Raw genomic sequence first — 16,147 nt, forward strand, 5'->3', positions numbered from 1 at the left:
CCGGGACAATGTCCCGGGCCCGGCCCTCAGCCTGCCGACGGCTACGCGCGATACGCGCGACCCGCCGTCAGTTGTCGTCCTCGTCGATCAGAAACCCTCGCATCGGCGACGGCGCCTGCTGCATCGGCTGCGGAGCCTGCGGCCGCACCGGTGCCATCGGCTGAGTCATCGCCGGGGACATCTGCTGCTGGCCGCCGTACGACGGGGCACCACCCATGGACGGGTTGCCACCCATGGACTGGCCCATCGACGGGTTGCCGCCCATGGTGTGACCCATCGCGCCCGCACCCGCCGGAGCCATCGACGGCGGCAGCGAAGCGGCCGCGGGCGCCCGCGGCGGGGCCAGCGAGTCGTCCGCCTGGGTCTCCAGCTGACGCAGCTGGGACTCGAGGTAGGACTTCAGACGCGTGCGGTACTCGCGCTCGAAGCCTCGCAGGTCCTCGACCTTGCGCTCCAGCGTGGCGCGCGCGGACTCCAGGGAGCCCATCGCGACGCGGTGCTTCTCCTGGGCGTCCCGCTCGAGCGCGTCCGCCTTGGCGCGGGCGTCGCGCTCCAGGCCCTCGGCGCGGCTGCGGGCCTCTCCGACGATCTTGTTGGCCTCGGAACGGGCCTCGGCGATCGCCTGGTCGGCGGTCTGCTGGGCCAGCGAGAGCACACGGGCGGCGCTGTCGCCACCAGGTCCCTGCTGCGGCATCTGCGGACCGTGTCCGCCCATGGGGCCGCCCATCGGGCCACCCATGGGACCGCCCATGGGACCGCCCTGCATCGGGCCGGGGCCGTGCGGGCCCTGCGGACCGTGGCCACCGGGGCCGGCGGGCAGCTGCGGAGCACCACCGGGCAGCTGGGGCGGACCCATCTGCGGGGGCTGCTGCTGGACCGGCGGTCCGGATATGGCGGCGGGCACGGGGGCGCCCGGGCCGCGGCCGTCCTGCGGCTCCGGCGGCTTGCGCATGCCCTGTTGCTGGTTCTGCGCGGCCGCACGAGTCGCCGCGGCCAGCTTGGCGCGCAGGTCCTCGTTCTCGCGGAGCAGGCGGGTCAGCTCGGACTCGACCTCGTCGAGGAAGGCATCAACCTCGTCCTCGTCATAGCCTTCTCGAAGGCGGACGGTCGTGAACTGCTTGTTCCGCACGTCCTCGGGAGTCAGCGGCATCTCTTCTTCACCTCTACGTAGTCGTCGGCAGTCGGCAAGACCGTATCGCTCACATCAGGTCCCCGCGCGATTCACGACGGAGATCAGGATGTAGACGATGATCATCAGAACGAAGAAGGACAGGTCGAGTGCCACGCCCCCGAGACGCAGCGGCGGGATGAACCGCCGCAGAAGCTTGAGCGGTGGATCGGTGACAGTGTAGGTGGCCTCCAGAACGACCACCATCGCCTTGCCGGGTTGCCATGAGCGCGCGAACTGGAAGACGTAGTCCATGACCAGCCGGAAGATCAGCACGACGAGGAAGCACACCAGCGCGATGTAGAGCACATCCAGTGCGACGCCCATTCCGTGCTTCCCTCTCCCCTGGCTCTCGTGTGTCCGGCCTCGCGGCCGGGTCGTTCCCGGTGTCGGTCCTAGCTCTGGTTGAAGAACCCGCCCTCAGCAATACGGGCCTTGTCCTCCGCCGTGACATCGACGTTAGCAGGAGACAACAGGAACACCTTCTGCGTAACCCGCTCAATGCTGCCATGCAGACCGAACACGAGTCCCGCGGCAAAGTCGACAAGTCTCTTCGCGTCTGTGTCGTCCATCTCAGTGAGATTCATGATCACCGGGGTGCCCTCGCGGAAGTGTTCCCCGATGGTACGGGCCTCGTTATAGGTCCGCGGATGCAGTGTGGTGATGCGGTAGGGCTCTCGCTCAGACACGACCTTGGGCATGATCACCGGTGCGTTCTTCTCCAGGCTCGGCCGTTCAGGTGTGATGGATGCCACGGGGGCGATTCGCGCCGGACGTCCGCTTTCAGCGGGAAGCGGAACCGGATCGCGCTGTGCGGGCGGCTGCACCACCCGCACCGGTTCGCCCCTCTCGGCCTGATGCGGGGGCTGGTGGCGCCGGTGGTCCCGCTCGGGCTCCGGCTCGGGTTCGAAGTCGTCATCGGGATCGAAACCCCGGCCGTCGTACCCATCGTCCTCCACGAGGCCGAGGTAGACCGCCATCTTGCGCATCGCGCCGGCCATTCTCTGAGTCCTCCGCTCTGTGGTGGATCGGCATTCGTCACCAAGTGCCCGCGATCCACTCGGTCTGCCCGCATTGTGGCGGGAATGACCATATTTTCTGCTGTGGTCCGACTTGCTTCGCGACGTTACCCGAGCCGGGGTCGGACTCCGAGTACCGCAGTGCCGACGCGTACATGTGTCGCTCCGGCCGCCACTGCTTGTTCGAGGTCCGTACTCATCCCTGCTGACACCATGTTCGCAGCCGGATGCCCGGCGCGCAGGCTGGATGAGAATTCCATCAGCCGCTCGAACGCCGCCTGTTGCCGTCCCGCGTACGGTCCGGCGAGCGGCGCCACGGTCATCAGACCGTCGAGCCGCAGTCCTGGTGCGCCGTCCACGGCGGCCGCCAACTCCGCGATGTCGTCAGGCGCGACGCCGCCCCGCTCCCCGCGCTCGCCCGACCCGGCGTCGAGCGCTACCTGGATCAGACAGCCGAGCTCGCGCTCGGCGCGAACCGAGGCCGTGGACAGCGAGGTGACGAGCTTGAGCCGGTCGACAGACTGCACGACATCGGCGTAACTCGCCACGGAACGGACCTTATTGGTCTGCAACTGCCCGACGAAGTGCCAGGTGAGGTCCAGATCCGAGCAAGCGGCGGCCTTCGGGGCCGCGTCCTGGTCACGGTTCTCGGCCACATGCCGCACACCGAGCTCATGGAGCAGCCGCACATCGCTCGCCGGGTAGGTCTTGGTGACCACGATGAGGGTCACCTCCTCCCGCTTGCGGCCGGCGGCCGCGCAGGCAGAGGCGATACGTTCCTCCACTGCCGCGAGATTGCCCGCGAGTTCGGTTCTGCGGTCGGTCATGAAGTCTCTCCTGCCGGGGGTCCGGGGGGTGTCCCCCGGGAAGGCGCAGCCAGAAAGATGTATCCGGCGAGCCGCCCGGTGGTGCGGTCGCGGCGGTACGAGTAGTGGTCGCGCGATTCCAGTGTGCACACCGTCGAGCGCTGCCGGTCCTTCACCCCGAGCGCCTCGAGCTGGGCATGGACTCCGGCGGTGACGTCGACGGCCGGGGTGCCCCAACTGGTCTCGGACCAGGCGGCCGGTTCGATCGCGGCCACATCCGCCCGCATCTGCTCGGGGACTTCGTAGCAGCGACCGCATACGGCAGGTCCCGTACGGGCGATGATCCGGGCCGGGTCCGCGCCGAGCGACTTCATCGCGTCGACGGTCGCGGGCACGATTCCCGCGATCATCCCGGGACGGCCCGCGTGCGCCGCGCCCACGACACCCGCGACCGGGTCTGCCAGCAGTACGGGAGTGCAGTCCGCGGTCAGTACGGCGAGGGCGAGCCCGCGCCGCGCGGTGACCACGCCGTCCACCGGGGGAATCAGAGCGTCGCCCCACGGGCCGTCGACCTCGGCGACGTCCTTGCCGTGGACCTGGTTCATCCAGACGACCCGGTCCGGGTCGAGCCCCAGTTCCTTCGCGGCGATCGACCGGTTGGCGAGGACCGCCGCGGGGTCGTCGCCGACCGCTCCGCCGAGGTTGAGCTCTTCGTACGGAACGGCGCTCACCCCGCCCCACCTGTCGGTGAAGGCGAAGTGCGCGCCGCCCGCGTGTATCGCGTCGTGCTGGACTGTCACTTCAAGAAGTCCGGTACATCCAGCTCTTCGGCCTGGCTGTCCTGGTACGGACGAGCCGGCGGGACCGCGGGCCCGGAGTTCAGATCGCTCGCGACCGGAGCGGGCTCGGCGGGGGCCAAGCGCTCCTCGCGGGCCGGCACGGTGCCGAGGCCGGACGCGTGCGAGGTCTCCGTGCCGCGCGACGGGGTGGCCGGCGGCTCCTCGCGCTTGTTCGCGGTGGACCCGAGGACATTGTCGCGGCGGGTCGGCGGCTGTCCGCCGTCGAAGCCGGCCGCGATGACCGTGACCCGTACCTCGTCGCCCAGCGCGTCGTCGATGACCGCGCCGAAGATGATGTTGGCCTCGGGGTGGGCGGCCTCGCTGACCAGCTGGGCCGCCTCGTTGATCTCGAAGAGACCGAGGTCCGAGCCGCCGGAGATGGAGAGCAGCACCCCGCGTGCGCCGTCGATGGAGGCCTCGAGGAGCGGCGAGGAGATCGCCATTTCGGCGGCGGCCACCGCGCGGTCGTCGCCGCGGGCCGAGCCGATGCCCATGAGCGCCGATCCCGCCTCGGACATCACGGACTTGACGTCGGCGAAGTCGAGGTTGATCAGACCGGGCGTGGTGATGAGGTCGGTGATGCCCTGGACACCCGACAGCAGCACCTGGTCCGCGGACTTGAATGCGTCCAGAACGCTCACCTGACGGTCCGAGATGGACAGCAGCCGGTCGTTCGGGATGACGATGAGGGTGTCGACCTCTTCGCGGAGCTCGGCGATGCCGTCCTCCGCCTGGTTCGCGCGGCGGCGGCCCTCGAAGGTGAACGGGCGGGTGACCACGCCGATCGTCAGGGCGCCGAGCGTGCGCGCGATATTGGCGACGACGGGTGCGCCGCCGGTGCCGGTGCCGCCGCCTTCGCCGGCGGTGACGAAGACCATGTCGGCCCCCTTGAGGACCTCCTCGATCTCCTCACGGTGGTCTTCTGCCGCCTTGCGACCGACTGCGGGATTGGCTCCGGCCCCCAGGCCGCGGGTGAGTTCACGACCGACGTCGAGCTTGACGTCGGCGTCGCTCATCAACAGGGCTTGCGCATCAGTGTTGATCGCGATGAACTCGACGCCCTTGAGACCGACCTCGATCATTCGGTTGATGGCATTGACACCACCGCCGCCGACACCGATGACCTTGATGACTGCGAGGTAGTTCTGCGGTGCTGCCACGTCGAAGGCCTCTCGCCTCGAGTTACGTGTCGTCGCTTCGCGGTTGTCGCGCTGCGACGACGGATGCCGATGGGACGGTCCGGAACGCCGGCCCAAACCCTAACGCTGAAGTTTAGGGTTACCAGTGTGTCTGCTTCTTGGACTCTCCGAACAGGACACTAAGTCGACAAGTGGCGCACGTTCAACGAACACGCCGAACCTCCCGTTTTTCTTTTCACCCTATGTGATCACCCATAGCGCTGACCAACCAGGGTGCTGGCCAGCACAGATGCCCGTCAACTCCCTGACGCGGCAGGGGCGGTGGGCGCACTCACGTCGAAGTGCCGCGCTTCGGGCGCGGCTTTCATCAACGCGGTCAGAGCGCGCGCCTTCGCCTCACCCTGCTCCGAGTTTCCCCAGACCACCGTACGGTCCCGAGTCAACTTCAGGGTGATGTAGTCGTACGAGCCGACTGTCACAACTCTTGTGTCCGCGGCGACTTTTCCGGGGAGTTCGCCCCTGACGAGTACCGCCTCGGCAACGAGCCGGTCCGGTCCGAAACGGCGCAGACTCGGGGACTGGCCCGCTGCCAATTCGAGCAGCGGAACGGCCTTGGGGGCCTTGTCCACCGTGCCGAACCGGACGCCCTTCGCGTCCACTTCGATGAACTTTGCGCCCTTTTCCATAAGCAGGACGGGCTTTCGCTCGGTCACTTTCAGAGCGATCCCGTGCGGCCATGACCGTACAACATCCACCGAGTCGATACGGGGCAGCTTCTGCCGCAGTCGCGCCTCAATGGCGTCCGTATCGACGGAAATCAGCGGCGAACCGATCGGCACGGCCGCCGCTGCCGTCACCTCTTCCGGTGTCAGAACCTCGGTACCGGAGGTCGTCACCTGCCGCGCGCGCAGCCACTGGGAGCCGTAAAGCACCCAGATTCCGGCGGCGATGAGAAGAACCGCGCCGACAGCGATCAGCAGGGAGCGACGGCCAAGGATGCGGAGTCCCCGGCGAGGGGAGCCCCGGCGGGGCGGGCGGGCCGGCCCCTCCGAAGGCTTGCGCGCACCGCGTTCGGCGGTGGTCGGACCGGCCACGCTCCCCTGCCCTTCTTACGCCTTGCGGCGTGCAGCGATCGCCTCGTACACCATGCCGACGAGGAGGTCGTCGGCGTCCCTGCGGCCGAACTCGGCAGCGGCACGGGACATCTCGTACAGCCGGTGCGGATCGGCGAGCACCGGAAGGACATTGCCCTGGACCCACTCGGGGGTGAGTTCCGCGTCGTCGACGAGCACTCCGCCGCCGGCCTTCACCACCGGCTGGGCATTGAGCCGCTGTTCGCCGTTGCCGATCGGCAGCGGTACGTACGCGGCGGGGAGCCCGACGGCGGAGAGTTCGGCGACGGTCATCGCGCCCGCGCGGCAGAGCATCATGTCGGCCGCGGCGTACGCGAGGTCCATCCGGTCCACGTACGGTACCGGGATATAGGGCGGCATACCGGGCATGTTGTCCACGCGCGGCAGTTCGTTCTTCGGGCCGACCGCGTGCAGGATCTGGATGCCGGAGCGCTGGAGCACCGGTGCGATCTGCTCGATCACCTCGTTGAGGCGGCGGGCGCCCTGCGAGCCGCCGGAGACCAGCAGCGTCGGCAGGTTGGGGTCGAGGCCGAAGGCGGCGCGCGCCTCGGGGCGCACCCGGGCGCGGTCCAGGGTGGCGATGGTGTGGCGCAGAGGGATGCCGATGTAGCGGGAGTTGCGCAGCTTGCTGTCGGGGGTGGCGACGGCCACTCCGGCCGCGTACCGCGAACCGATCTTGTTCGCCAGGCCGGGCCGGGCGTTGGCCTCGTGGACCACGATCGGCACGCCGAGCCGCTTGGCGGCCAGGTAGCCGGGCAGCGCGACATATCCGCCGAAGCCGACGACGCAGTCCGCCTTCGTACGCTCCAGGATCTGCTCGGCGGCCTTGATCGTGCCGCGCAGCCGCCCGGGGACGGTGATCAGCTCAGGGGTGGGCTTGCGCGGCAGCGGAACGGCGGGGATGAGTGCCAGCTCGTAGCCCCGCTCGGGCACGAGCCTGGTCTCGAGCCCCTTCTCCGTGCCCAGGGCCGTGATTCCCACGGTCGGGTCCTGCCTGCGCAGGGCGTCCGCGAGGGCGAGCGCGGGCTCGATGTGGCCGGCGGTCCCCCCACCGGCGAGTACGACATGCACCGAAATTCACCGCTCTCCGGACGGACGCTTCTTGACGCGCCGCCTCATCGTCTTCCATCTCACCCCGGGCCTCCGCACGGCCAGGGCCGCCTTCGCGGCTGGGTCCTCTCGCGCGAAGGCGATCAGCAGCCCGACTGCGAACATGGTCGGCAGCAGGGCCGACCCTCCGTAGGAGAACAGCGGGAGCGGGACACCGGCGATCGGCAGCAGGCCGAGCACCGCACCGATATTGACCACGGCCTGGGCCGTGATCCAGGTGGTCACACCTCCCGCGGCGTACCTCACGAAGGGGTCCTCCGTGCGTCCGGCCACGCGGATACCCGCATAGCCTAGAGCCGCGAACAGGGCGAGCACCGACAGCGTCCCCGCCAGGCCGAGTTCCTCCCCGGCGATGGCGAAGATGAAATCGGTGTGAGGTTCGGGGAGTTGACCCCATTTTTCCACACTTGCACCGAGACCGGAACCGAACCATCCACCAGACGCAAGAGCATAGATGCCGTGCACAGCCTGCCAGCACTCGCCTTTGGGTCCGAGGTCGATCGCGCCGATGCAGGAGAGCCGGGACATCCGGTTCTCATTTGTCTTGATGAGCATCAGGCCGACGAGGGCGGCGATGCCGAGCACGCCCGCGAACAGCCTGGTCGGCGCTCCGGCCAGCCACAGCAGGCCGAAGAGGATCGCGGTGAGGATGATCGCCGTACCCATGTCGCCGCCGAGCATGATCAGGCCGAGCAGCAGGAAGGCGACCGGCACGAGCGGCACCAGCATGTGCTTCCACTGGGTGAGCAGCCGCTTGTCCTGCTTACGGGCGAGCAGATCGGCGCCCCAGAGGATCAGTGCCAGCTTGCCGAATTCACTGGGCTGGAGCTGGAAGGGGCCGCCCAGATAGATCCAGTTCTGGTTGCCGTTCACCGCATGCCCTATCCCCGGGATCTGGACGAGCACCATCAGGAAGATGGCTCCCATGAGGAGAGGGTAGGACAGGGCCCGGTGGAGCTTGGCGGGCATCCGGGACGCGACCAGCAGCAGACCGGTGCCGATGGCCGCGGCGAGGAACTGCTTGCGAAAGAAGTACGAGGCCGGGAGCGAGAGCTCCAGCGCCTTGATCATCGAGGCGGAGTAGACCATCACCAGGCCGAGCACGGTGATCAGCAGGCTGCTGCCGAGGATCAGGTAGTAGGCGGTCAGCGGGCGGTCCCAGGTGCGGCGTGCCTGCTCGTACATGCGCCGCGCGCCCCGGCCGCGGGGCGGGCGGGAGGCGCCGGGCCCGCCGGCCGTGCCGCGGGCGCTCGGAGGCCGGCGCACGGCCCCGCCGGCGCGGCTGCGCAGCGCGAGGCTCGGCCCGAAGGGCGTACGTGCGGCGGTGTCATCGGCCGACATGGTCGCTGTCCCCTCCAGTCGTGCCTGGCGCGGGGATCTGGCCGGTCAGGCGCGCTCGGCGGGGAGTGCGCGGACCGCGTCCGCGAACGCCTCGCCTCGCTTGTTGTAGTTGGCGAACATGTCCATCGAGGCGCAGGCCGGGGCCAGCAGAACCGTGTCCCCCGGCCGGGCCAGCCGCGCCGCTTCCCGGACCGCAGCCGACATCGCCCCAGTGTCTGTCCGGTCGAGGTCGACGACCGGGACCTCGGGGGCGTGTCGCGCGAGGGCTTCGCTGATCAGAGCGCGGTCTGCTCCGATCAGTACGACTCCGCGCAGTCGCTTTGCCGACTTCTCGACGAGTTCGTCGAAGGTCGCGCCCTTGGCCAGACCGCCCGCGATCCACACGATGGGGTCGTAGGCCGCCAGGGAGGCTTCCGCGGCATGGGTGTTGGTGGCCTTCGAGTCGTCGATGTACGCGACCCCGGCCACGTCCGCGACCTTCTCGATACGGTGCGGATCGGGGCGGAAGCTGCGCAGTCCATCGCGTACGGCCACCGGCGCGACACCGTACGCACGGGCCAGCGCCGCCGCCGCAAGGGCGTTGGCGATGTTGTGCGGGGCCGGTGGGTTGACGTCCGCGGCCTCGGCGAGCTCCTGGGCCTGCTTGTGCCGGTCCTCGACGAAGGCGCGGTCGACCAGGATCCCGTCGACGACGCCGAGTTGGGAGGGGCCGGGCGTGCCGAGGGTGAAGCCGATCGCCCGGCAGCCCTCCTCGACGTCCGCCTCGCGCACCAGGTCCTCGGTGGCCTTGTCGGCCGCGTTGTAGACGCAGGCGATCTTGTTGCCCTCGTAGATACGGCCCTTGTCGGCGGCGTACGCCTCCATCGAGCCGTGCCAGTCGAGGTGGTCCGGCGCCAGGTTGAGCACGACGGCAGAGTGGGCGCGCAGCGAGGGCGCCCAGTGCAGCTGGTAGCTGGAGAGTTCGACGGCGAGGACGTCGTACGTCTCCTCGCCGAGGACCGCGTCGAGCAGCGAGACACCGATGTTGCCGACGGCCGCCGTGCGCAGACCCGCGGCTTCGAGGATCGAGGCGAGCATCCGTACGGTCGTGGTCTTGCCGTTGGTGCCGGTGACCGCGAGCCAGGGCGCCGCGTCGGGACCGCGCAGCCGCCAGGCCAGTTCGACGTCGCCCCAGACGGGGACGCCCGCTTCGGCTGCGGCCAGGAAGAGCGGCTTGTCCGGCTTCCAGCCGGGCGTGGTGACGATGAGCTCCGTACCGGCGGGCAGGGTCGCTCCGTCGCCGAGGCGGACGGTGATTCCCTCCGCCTCCAGCTCGGCCGCCTGGGCGCGGGAGCGCTCGTCGTCGCCGTCGTTGACGACGGTGACGACGGCGCCGAGACCGTGGAGTACGCGGGCGGCCGGGATCCCGGAGACCCCGAGACCCGCGACGGTGACCCGCTTGCCCTGCCAGTCCTGCACACTCACTTGTCGGCCGCCCAGCCCGCGTAGAAGAGACCCAGTCCCACGATCACGCACATTCCCTGAATGATCCAGAAGCGGACCACGACAAGGACTTCGGACCACCCCTTGAGTTCGAAGTGGTGCTGGAGCGGTGCCATCCGGAAGACCCGCTTACCGGTCATCTTGAAGGAACCGACCTGGATGACCACCGACATGGTGATCAGGACGAAGAGTCCGCCGAGGAGGGCGAGCAGCAACTCCGTACGGGAGCAGATCGCCAGACCCGCGAGCGCGCCGCCGAGCGCGAGCGAACCGGTGTCGCCCATGAAGATCTTGGCGGGCGAGGTGTTCCACCACAGGAAGCCGAAGCAGGAGCCCATCAGGGCGGATGCGACGACCGCGAGATCGAGCGGATCTCGTACTTCGAAGCAGGCGTTGGGGTTGGTGAGCGTCACCGCGTTGGCGCAGGACTCCTGGAACTGCCAGAGCCCGATGAAGGTGTACGCGCCGAAGACCATCACCGACGCACCCGTCGCCAGGCCGTCCAGACCGTCCGTCAGATTCACGCCGTTGGACATCGCGAGAATCATGAACAGCGCCCAGACGACGAAGATCACCGGGCCGATCGACCAGCCGAAGTCCGTGATGAACGACAGCTTGGTGGAGGCGGGGGTCTGGTGGCGGCTGTCGGCGAACTGCAGTGACAGCACGGCGAAGGCGATGCCGACGATCAGCTGTCCGGCCATCTTCGCCTTGGCCCGCAGACCGAGCGAACGCTGCTTGACGATCTTGATGTAGTCGTCGAGGAAGCCGACGAGTCCCATGCCGGCCGTCAGGAAGAGCACCAGCACACCCGAGAAGGTCGGGTCCTCACCGGTGATCACCTTCGACAGCGCGTATGCGATCACCGTGGCCAGGATGAAGGCGATGCCGCCCATGGTGGGCGTGCCCTTCTTGCTGCCGTGGCTGCGCGGGCCGTCGTCCCGGATGAACTGCCCGTATCCCTTGCGGGCCAGGAGTTTGATCAGCAGCGGGGTACCGACCAGGGTCAGAAAGAGCCCGATGGCTCCCGCGAAGAGGATCTGCCTCATCGGCCGGCGACCTCGCCCTCGGTCGTGTTCTCGAGCAGTGCCTGGGCGACCCGCTCGAGCCCGACCGACCTGGAAGCCTTCACCAGCACGACGTCTCCCGGACGCAGTTCACTGCGCAACAGGTCGACCGCCGCCTGCGCGTCGGACACGTGCACCGACTCCTCACCCCACGAACCCTCGTTATATGCGCCCAGTTGAAGCCAGGACGCTTCCCTGCCCCCGACTGCGACGAGCTTGCTGACGTTGAGCCGGACGGCGAGCCGCCCGACCGCGTCGTGCTCGGCGAGTGCCTCGTCGCCGAGCTCGGCCATCTGGCCGAGCACCGCCCATGTCCGCCGCCCCTGGCCCATGGCCGCGAGCGCACGCAGCGCGGCTCTCATGGACTCGGGGTTCGCGTTGTAGGCGTCATTGACGATCGTCACGCCGTCCGGTCGCTCGGTGACCTCCATGCGCCAGCGGGAGAGGGTGCCGGCCTCGGAGAGCGCCAGGGCGATCTCGTCGACGGACATGCCCAGCTCATGGGCGACGGCGGCCGCGGCGAGCGCGTTCGACACGTGGTGCTCACCGTACAGCTGCATGGTCACGTCACTGCACCCGGTGGGGGTGTGGAGCGTGAAGGCGGGCTGTCCTTGCTGGGTGAGCCGGACATTCTCGGCACGTACGTCCGCGTCTGCGGCTTCTCCGAAGAGGATCACGCGGGCCTTCGTGCGGGACGCCATGGCGCGTACGAGCGGGTCGTCAGCGTTGAGGACGGCCACGCCGCCCGCATCCGCCGAGGGCAGGCACTCGACGATCTCGCCCTTGGCCTCGGCGATCTGCTCCCGGCCGCCGAACTCGCCGATGTGGGCGGTGCCGACGTTCAGTACGAGAGAGACCCTCGGCGGGACCAGGCCGGTGAGGTAGCGGATGTCGCCGATGTAGCGGGCGCCCATCTCCAGAACGAGGTGCTCGGTGTCCTCGGCGGCCCGCAGCGCGGTCAGCGGCAGACCGATCTCGTTGTTCAGATTGCCCGCGGGGTAGACCGTGGGGCCCTTGCGCTCAAGGACCTGGGCGATGAGGTCCTTGGTGCTGGTCTTGCCGGAGGATCCGGTGAGCGCGACGGCCGTGGTGCCGAGGCGTTCGACGACGGTACGCGCGAGGGCGCCGAGCGCGGCGGTGACGTCGGGCACGACGATCGCGGGTACGCCGACGGGACGGGTGGCCAGCACGACGGCCGCGCCTGCCGCCGTGGCCCGCTCGGCATAGTCGTGGCCGTCGACGTTCTCGCCTGCGAAGGCGGCGAAGAGAGCGCCGGGCTGCACCGCGCGGGAGTCGATGACGACGGGACCGGTGACCCGTACCGCCGGATCCGGTATGTCGTACGACTGCCCGCCGACGATTTCGGCGATCTCGGCGAGGGAGAGGGCGATCACTGCTTCATCCCACTGTTCGGAGAGGCTGCGGCGTGCTCGATGGCCGCGCGCAGGACCTGGCGGTCGTCGAAGGGGCGGACCACTCCGGCGATGTCCTGGCCCTGTTCGTGGCCCTTGCCGGCGACCAGGACGGTGTCGCCGGGCTGTGCGCGGGCAACGGCCGCGGCGATGGCCGCGGCTCGGTCGGCTTCGACCAGGACGTCGCCGCGCTCGTGGATCGGGACCTCGGCCGCCCCGGCGAGCATCGCCGCCAGGATCGCGAGGGGATCCTCGGAGCGGGGGTTGTCGGAGGTCAGTACGGCGGTGTCGGCCAGGCGCGCGGCCGCCGCGCCCATCGGGCCGCGCTTGGTCTGGTCGCGGTCGCCACCGCAGCCGAGGACGATGTGCAGCTTGCCCTCGGTGACCTTGCGCAGGGAGCGCAGGACCGACTCGACGGCATCCGTCTTGTGCGCGTAGTCGACGACGGCGAGATACGGCTGGCCGGCGTCCACGCGCTCCAGGCGGCCCGGTACGCCGGGGACGGCGGCGATGCCGTCGGCGGCGGTCTGCGGGTCGATCCCGGCGACGGCGAGGGTGACGACGGCCGCCAGGGTGTTGGCGACGTTGAAGGGACCGGGCAGCGGGGCCTGGGCACGGATCCGCTCGCCCGCCGGGCCGACCGCGGTGAACGTCGAGCCGACCGCGCTGACTTCAACGTCCTCGGCCCGCCAGTCGGCGTCCGGGTGGCCCTCGGCGGAGAAGGACGTGACGGGTACGGACGCCTCGTTGAGGAGCCTGCGGCCGTACTCGTCGTCGAAGTTCACGACCCCGAGCTTGCTGCGCTTCGGCGTGAACAGCTGCGCCTTCGCCTGGAAGTAGTCCTCCATGCCGGAGTGGAATTCCATGTGCTCGGGGCTGAGGTTGTTGAAGACAGCGACGTCGAAGACGCAGCCGTCGACCCGGCCGAGCACGAGGGCGTGGCTGGAGACCTCCATGGCGACCGACTGGACGCCGCGCTCGCGCATGACGGCGAACAGGGCCTGGAGGTCGGTGGCTTCGGGGGTGGTGCGCTCGGACTTGATGCGCTCGTCGCCGATGCGCATCTCGACCGTGCCGATCAGCCCGGTGCTGTGGCCTGCCGCTCTGAGGCCGCCTTCGACGAGATACGCCGAGGTGGTCTTGCCGGAGGTGCCGGTGATGCCGATCTGGAGCAGGCCGTCGCCGGGGTGCCCGTAGATCCCCGCGGCGAGCTCGCCCATGCGGCCGCGCGGGTCGTCGGTGACCAGGACCGGCAGACCTGTCGCCTCGGCGCGCTCGGCGCCCGCCGGGTCGGTGAGGATCGCGGCCGCCCCGAGGTCCGCCGCCTGGGCGGCGAAGTCGGCGCCGTGGAAGCGGGCACCGGGCAGGGCGGCGTACACATCACCGGGGCGTACCGCCCGGGAGTCGTGGGTGATGCCGGTGACCTCAGCGGTGACCTTGCCGGGACGTGGAGCCTTCACACCCAGCTCGGCGGCCAGCTCCCCCAGGGATGTCGGGCGGGGCCGGTCCGGACGGGGCGCTCCCGGCTGTTTCGCGGGGGCGTCCTGCTGGGCGGTTCGGTACTGATCAGCTTGTGACACGGCGGTGAGCGTACCGGGCGCACCCGGCCCGGGGCTAAATGAGGGGGCCTTGCGCGCAGACGGGTCCGGCGGGTTCCCGGAATCGGAGGTGATGGTTGTCACTGGTGGTTCCTCCGGGTCACTCGCCGGCTTTGAAGGTGACGGGCAGCCGCGCGGGGTCGGCGCCGGTCGGCGCCACCTGGAGGGTCTTGAGCGCGAACTCCATGACCTTCTGGTAGATCGGGCCACAGATCTGGCCGCCGAAATAGCTGCCCTTGGTGGGGTTCTGGATGGCGCAGTAGACGGTGATACGGGGCTTGTCGGCGGGCGCGAACCCGGCGAAGGACGCGGTGTAGCCCTTGTAGCGGCCCAGTTCCGGATCGACCCGGTTGGCCGTGCCGGTCTTGCCGGCGACGCGGTAGCCGGGGATACGGGCCTTGGTGCCGGTGCCCTCCTCGTTGCCGACGACCGACTCCAGCATGGTGGCCAGCGTTCTTGCGGTCTGCTCGCTGACGACGCGGGTCTGCCTGGGGGCAGGTGCCGGGGTGAAGCGGCCGTCGGGGCCCTTGGTGCCGCGGATCAGCGTGGGCTGGATGCGTACGCCGCCGTTGGCGACCGTCGAGTAGACGGAGGCCGCCTGCATGGCGTTGAGCGAGAGTCCCTGGCCGAAGGGGATCGTGTACTGCTGCGAAGTGGACCACTTCTGCGGCTTGGCGAGGATGCCGGGCGTCTCGCCCGGGTAGCCGAGCCCGGTGGGGCTGCCGAGGCCGAATTTGCGCAGATACGAGTAGAGGACCTTGTTGGCCGCGGGCTGGGTCTTGCCGAGCTGGCCGGTCGCCAGGATGGTGCCGATGTTGCTGGACTTGGCCAGTACGCCGTTGAGCGTGAGGTTCCAGGTGGGATGGTCGATGTCGTCTTTGAAGAGCCGGTCGCCGCGGTGCAGCCGGTTGGGGACGACGACATGGGTGGTGGGGGTCGCGGCCTTCTCCTCCAGCACGGCGGCCATGGACATGACCTTGGCGGTGGATCCGGGTTCGTACGCGTCCTGGAGCGCGGCGTTGCCCATGGCGGCCGAGTTGGCCTGGGAGAGGTCGTTGGGGTCGAAGCCCGGTGCGTTGGCCATGGCCAGCACCTCGCCGGTCTGGGTGTTCTGCACTATCACGTAGCCGCGGTCGGCCCTGGACTCCTTCACCTGCTCGGTGATGGCCTGCTGGGCCGCCCACTGGATGTCGCGGTCGATGGTCAGCTCGATGTCGGAGCCGGGGACGGCGGGGACTTCGCGGGAGCCCGCGGTGGGGACGCGGCGGCCGCCGGACTGGGCGTAGGTGATCTGGCCGTCCTTGCCGGCGAGCGCCTTGTCGAGCATGGACTCCACGCCGCCGCCCCCGCGGCCGTCGGCGTTGACGTAACCCAGTATCCCGGCGGCGAGGTCGCCGTTGGGGTAGACGCGTTTGCTGCTCGGCTCCTGGAAGACACCGCCGAGCACATTGGCGCCGGGGCCGCCCTTGCCCTTGTCGGCCCTGGCCTTCTCGGCGAAGACGGACTTGAGGTCCTTGATCTGGTTCCAGACCTGGGGGGTCTGGCGGCGGGCCAGCACGGTGTAGCGGGACTTGGGGGTCTTGAGCTTCTTGGCGAGCTCGGCGACGTCCTTGCCGAGGAGCGGGGCGAGCAGCGCTGCCGCCTGTTCCGGCGCGTCGGGAGCCTTGCTCTCCTTCGGCGTGAACATCTTCGGGTCGGCGGTGATGTCGTAGGCGTCGACGCTGGTGGCCAGGGCGATTCCGGCCCGGTCGGTGATCTCGCCGCGCTCCGCCGTGAGCTTGTGGCTGAGGTAGCGATTCTTCTCCGCCTTGGCGGCGTACGCGCTCGCGTCGACGGCCTGCACCTGCAGGAGACGTACGACGAAGGCCAGCATCACCAGCGTCAGGCCGAGGCTGACCAGGCGCAGCCGGGGGCGGGGGCTGCCGAGCCGGATGGCGCGCGGGGCCGGACGCGGGCGGCGGGACGCGGGGCGGACGGACGGCCGCCGGGCGGGTCCTGGCACGCGGCGGCGCGGTGGTTCCTTGAAGGGCACT

At 69.6% G+C, this 16,147-nt stretch carries 14 protein-coding genes; all 14 read right to left on the reverse strand.

What is annotated here, in order from left to right; translation table 11 throughout:
• Nucleotides 1–67: 67 nt before the first annotated feature.
• The 14 genes from ABZS64_RS25495 to ABZS64_RS25560 all read right to left on the reverse strand — a co-directional run bounded on the left by ABZS64_RS25495 (nt 68) and on the right by ABZS64_RS25560 (nt 16,146).
• Nucleotides 68–1,150 carry a DivIVA domain-containing protein gene (locus ABZS64_RS25495; RefSeq protein WP_355834005.1) on the reverse strand — a complete coding sequence of 361 codons (1,083 nt, stop codon included), beginning with the start codon at nt 1,148–1,150 and terminating at the stop codon, nt 68–70.
• Nucleotides 1,151–1,204: 54 nt separating this feature from the next.
• Complete coding sequence (locus tag ABZS64_RS25500) at nt 1,205–1,495, reverse strand: YggT family protein (RefSeq protein WP_355834008.1); 291 nt, start codon at nt 1,493–1,495, stop codon at nt 1,205–1,207.
• A gap of 68 nt (nt 1,496–1,563) precedes the next feature.
• Complete coding sequence (gene sepF, locus ABZS64_RS25505; RefSeq protein WP_355834011.1) at nt 1,564–2,169, reverse strand: cell division protein SepF; 606 nt, start codon at nt 2,167–2,169, stop codon at nt 1,564–1,566.
• 125 nt (nt 2,170–2,294) lie between these two features.
• Nucleotides 2,295–3,014: a YggS family pyridoxal phosphate-dependent enzyme gene (locus ABZS64_RS25510; protein ID WP_355834015.1), complete on the reverse strand. Its 720-nt coding sequence runs from the start codon at nt 3,012–3,014 to the stop codon at nt 2,295–2,297.
• Nucleotides 3,011–3,793, reverse strand: a complete 783-nt coding sequence (pgeF, locus tag ABZS64_RS25515; RefSeq protein WP_355834018.1) for a peptidoglycan editing factor PgeF — start codon at nt 3,791–3,793, stop codon at nt 3,011–3,013. The genes ABZS64_RS25510 and pgeF overlap by 4 nt, the downstream gene beginning before the upstream one ends.
• Nucleotides 3,790–4,992 (reverse strand): cell division protein FtsZ, encoded by a 1,203-nt coding sequence (gene ftsZ, locus ABZS64_RS25520; RefSeq protein ID WP_355834021.1) that lies wholly within the window; start codon nt 4,990–4,992, stop codon nt 3,790–3,792. The genes pgeF and ftsZ overlap by 4 nt, the downstream gene beginning before the upstream one ends.
• Before the next feature lie 275 nt (nt 4,993–5,267).
• Nucleotides 5,268–6,065 carry an FtsQ-type POTRA domain-containing protein gene (locus tag ABZS64_RS25525; protein ID WP_355834024.1) on the reverse strand — a complete coding sequence of 266 codons (798 nt, stop codon included), beginning with the start codon at nt 6,063–6,065 and terminating at the stop codon, nt 5,268–5,270.
• Nucleotides 6,066–6,080: 15 nt separating this feature from the next.
• Entirely contained in the window at nt 6,081–7,175 is a 1,095-nt protein-coding gene (murG, locus tag ABZS64_RS25530; protein WP_355834027.1) for an undecaprenyldiphospho-muramoylpentapeptide beta-N-acetylglucosaminyltransferase, read from the reverse strand.
• 6 nt (nt 7,176–7,181) lie between these two features.
• On the reverse strand, nt 7,182–8,555 hold the full coding sequence (ftsW, locus tag ABZS64_RS25535) for a putative lipid II flippase FtsW (protein ID WP_355834030.1): 1,374 nt from the start codon (nt 8,553–8,555) through the stop codon (nt 7,182–7,184).
• A gap of 45 nt (nt 8,556–8,600) precedes the next feature.
• The gene (gene murD / locus ABZS64_RS25540) at nt 8,601–10,019 is read right to left on the reverse strand and encodes a UDP-N-acetylmuramoyl-L-alanine--D-glutamate ligase (RefSeq protein ID WP_355834033.1); all 1,419 of its coding nucleotides are present in this window, start codon (nt 10,017–10,019) and stop codon (nt 8,601–8,603) included.
• Entirely contained in the window at nt 10,016–11,086 is a 1,071-nt protein-coding gene (gene mraY / locus ABZS64_RS25545; RefSeq protein ID WP_355834035.1) for a phospho-N-acetylmuramoyl-pentapeptide-transferase, read from the reverse strand. Before mraY ends, murD begins: the two co-directional genes overlap by 4 nt.
• Nucleotides 11,083–12,498, reverse strand: a complete 1,416-nt coding sequence (gene murF / locus ABZS64_RS25550) for a UDP-N-acetylmuramoyl-tripeptide--D-alanyl-D-alanine ligase (RefSeq protein WP_355834038.1) — start codon at nt 12,496–12,498, stop codon at nt 11,083–11,085. The genes mraY and murF overlap by 4 nt, the downstream gene beginning before the upstream one ends.
• Nucleotides 12,495–14,096: a UDP-N-acetylmuramoyl-L-alanyl-D-glutamate--2,6-diaminopimelate ligase gene (locus ABZS64_RS25555; protein ID WP_355834041.1), complete on the reverse strand. Its 1,602-nt coding sequence runs from the start codon at nt 14,094–14,096 to the stop codon at nt 12,495–12,497. The genes murF and ABZS64_RS25555 overlap by 4 nt, the downstream gene beginning before the upstream one ends.
• A gap of 118 nt (nt 14,097–14,214) precedes the next feature.
• Nucleotides 14,215–16,146 carry a penicillin-binding protein 2 gene (locus ABZS64_RS25560; RefSeq protein WP_355834044.1) on the reverse strand — a complete coding sequence of 644 codons (1,932 nt, stop codon included), beginning with the start codon at nt 16,144–16,146 and terminating at the stop codon, nt 14,215–14,217.
• Nucleotide 16,147 lies beyond the last annotated feature (1 nt).

Origin of the sequence: Streptomyces sp. NPDC005408 (assembly GCF_040606445.1) — a bacterium.
Classification (GTDB): Bacteria; Actinomycetota; Actinomycetes; order Streptomycetales; family Streptomycetaceae; genus Streptomyces.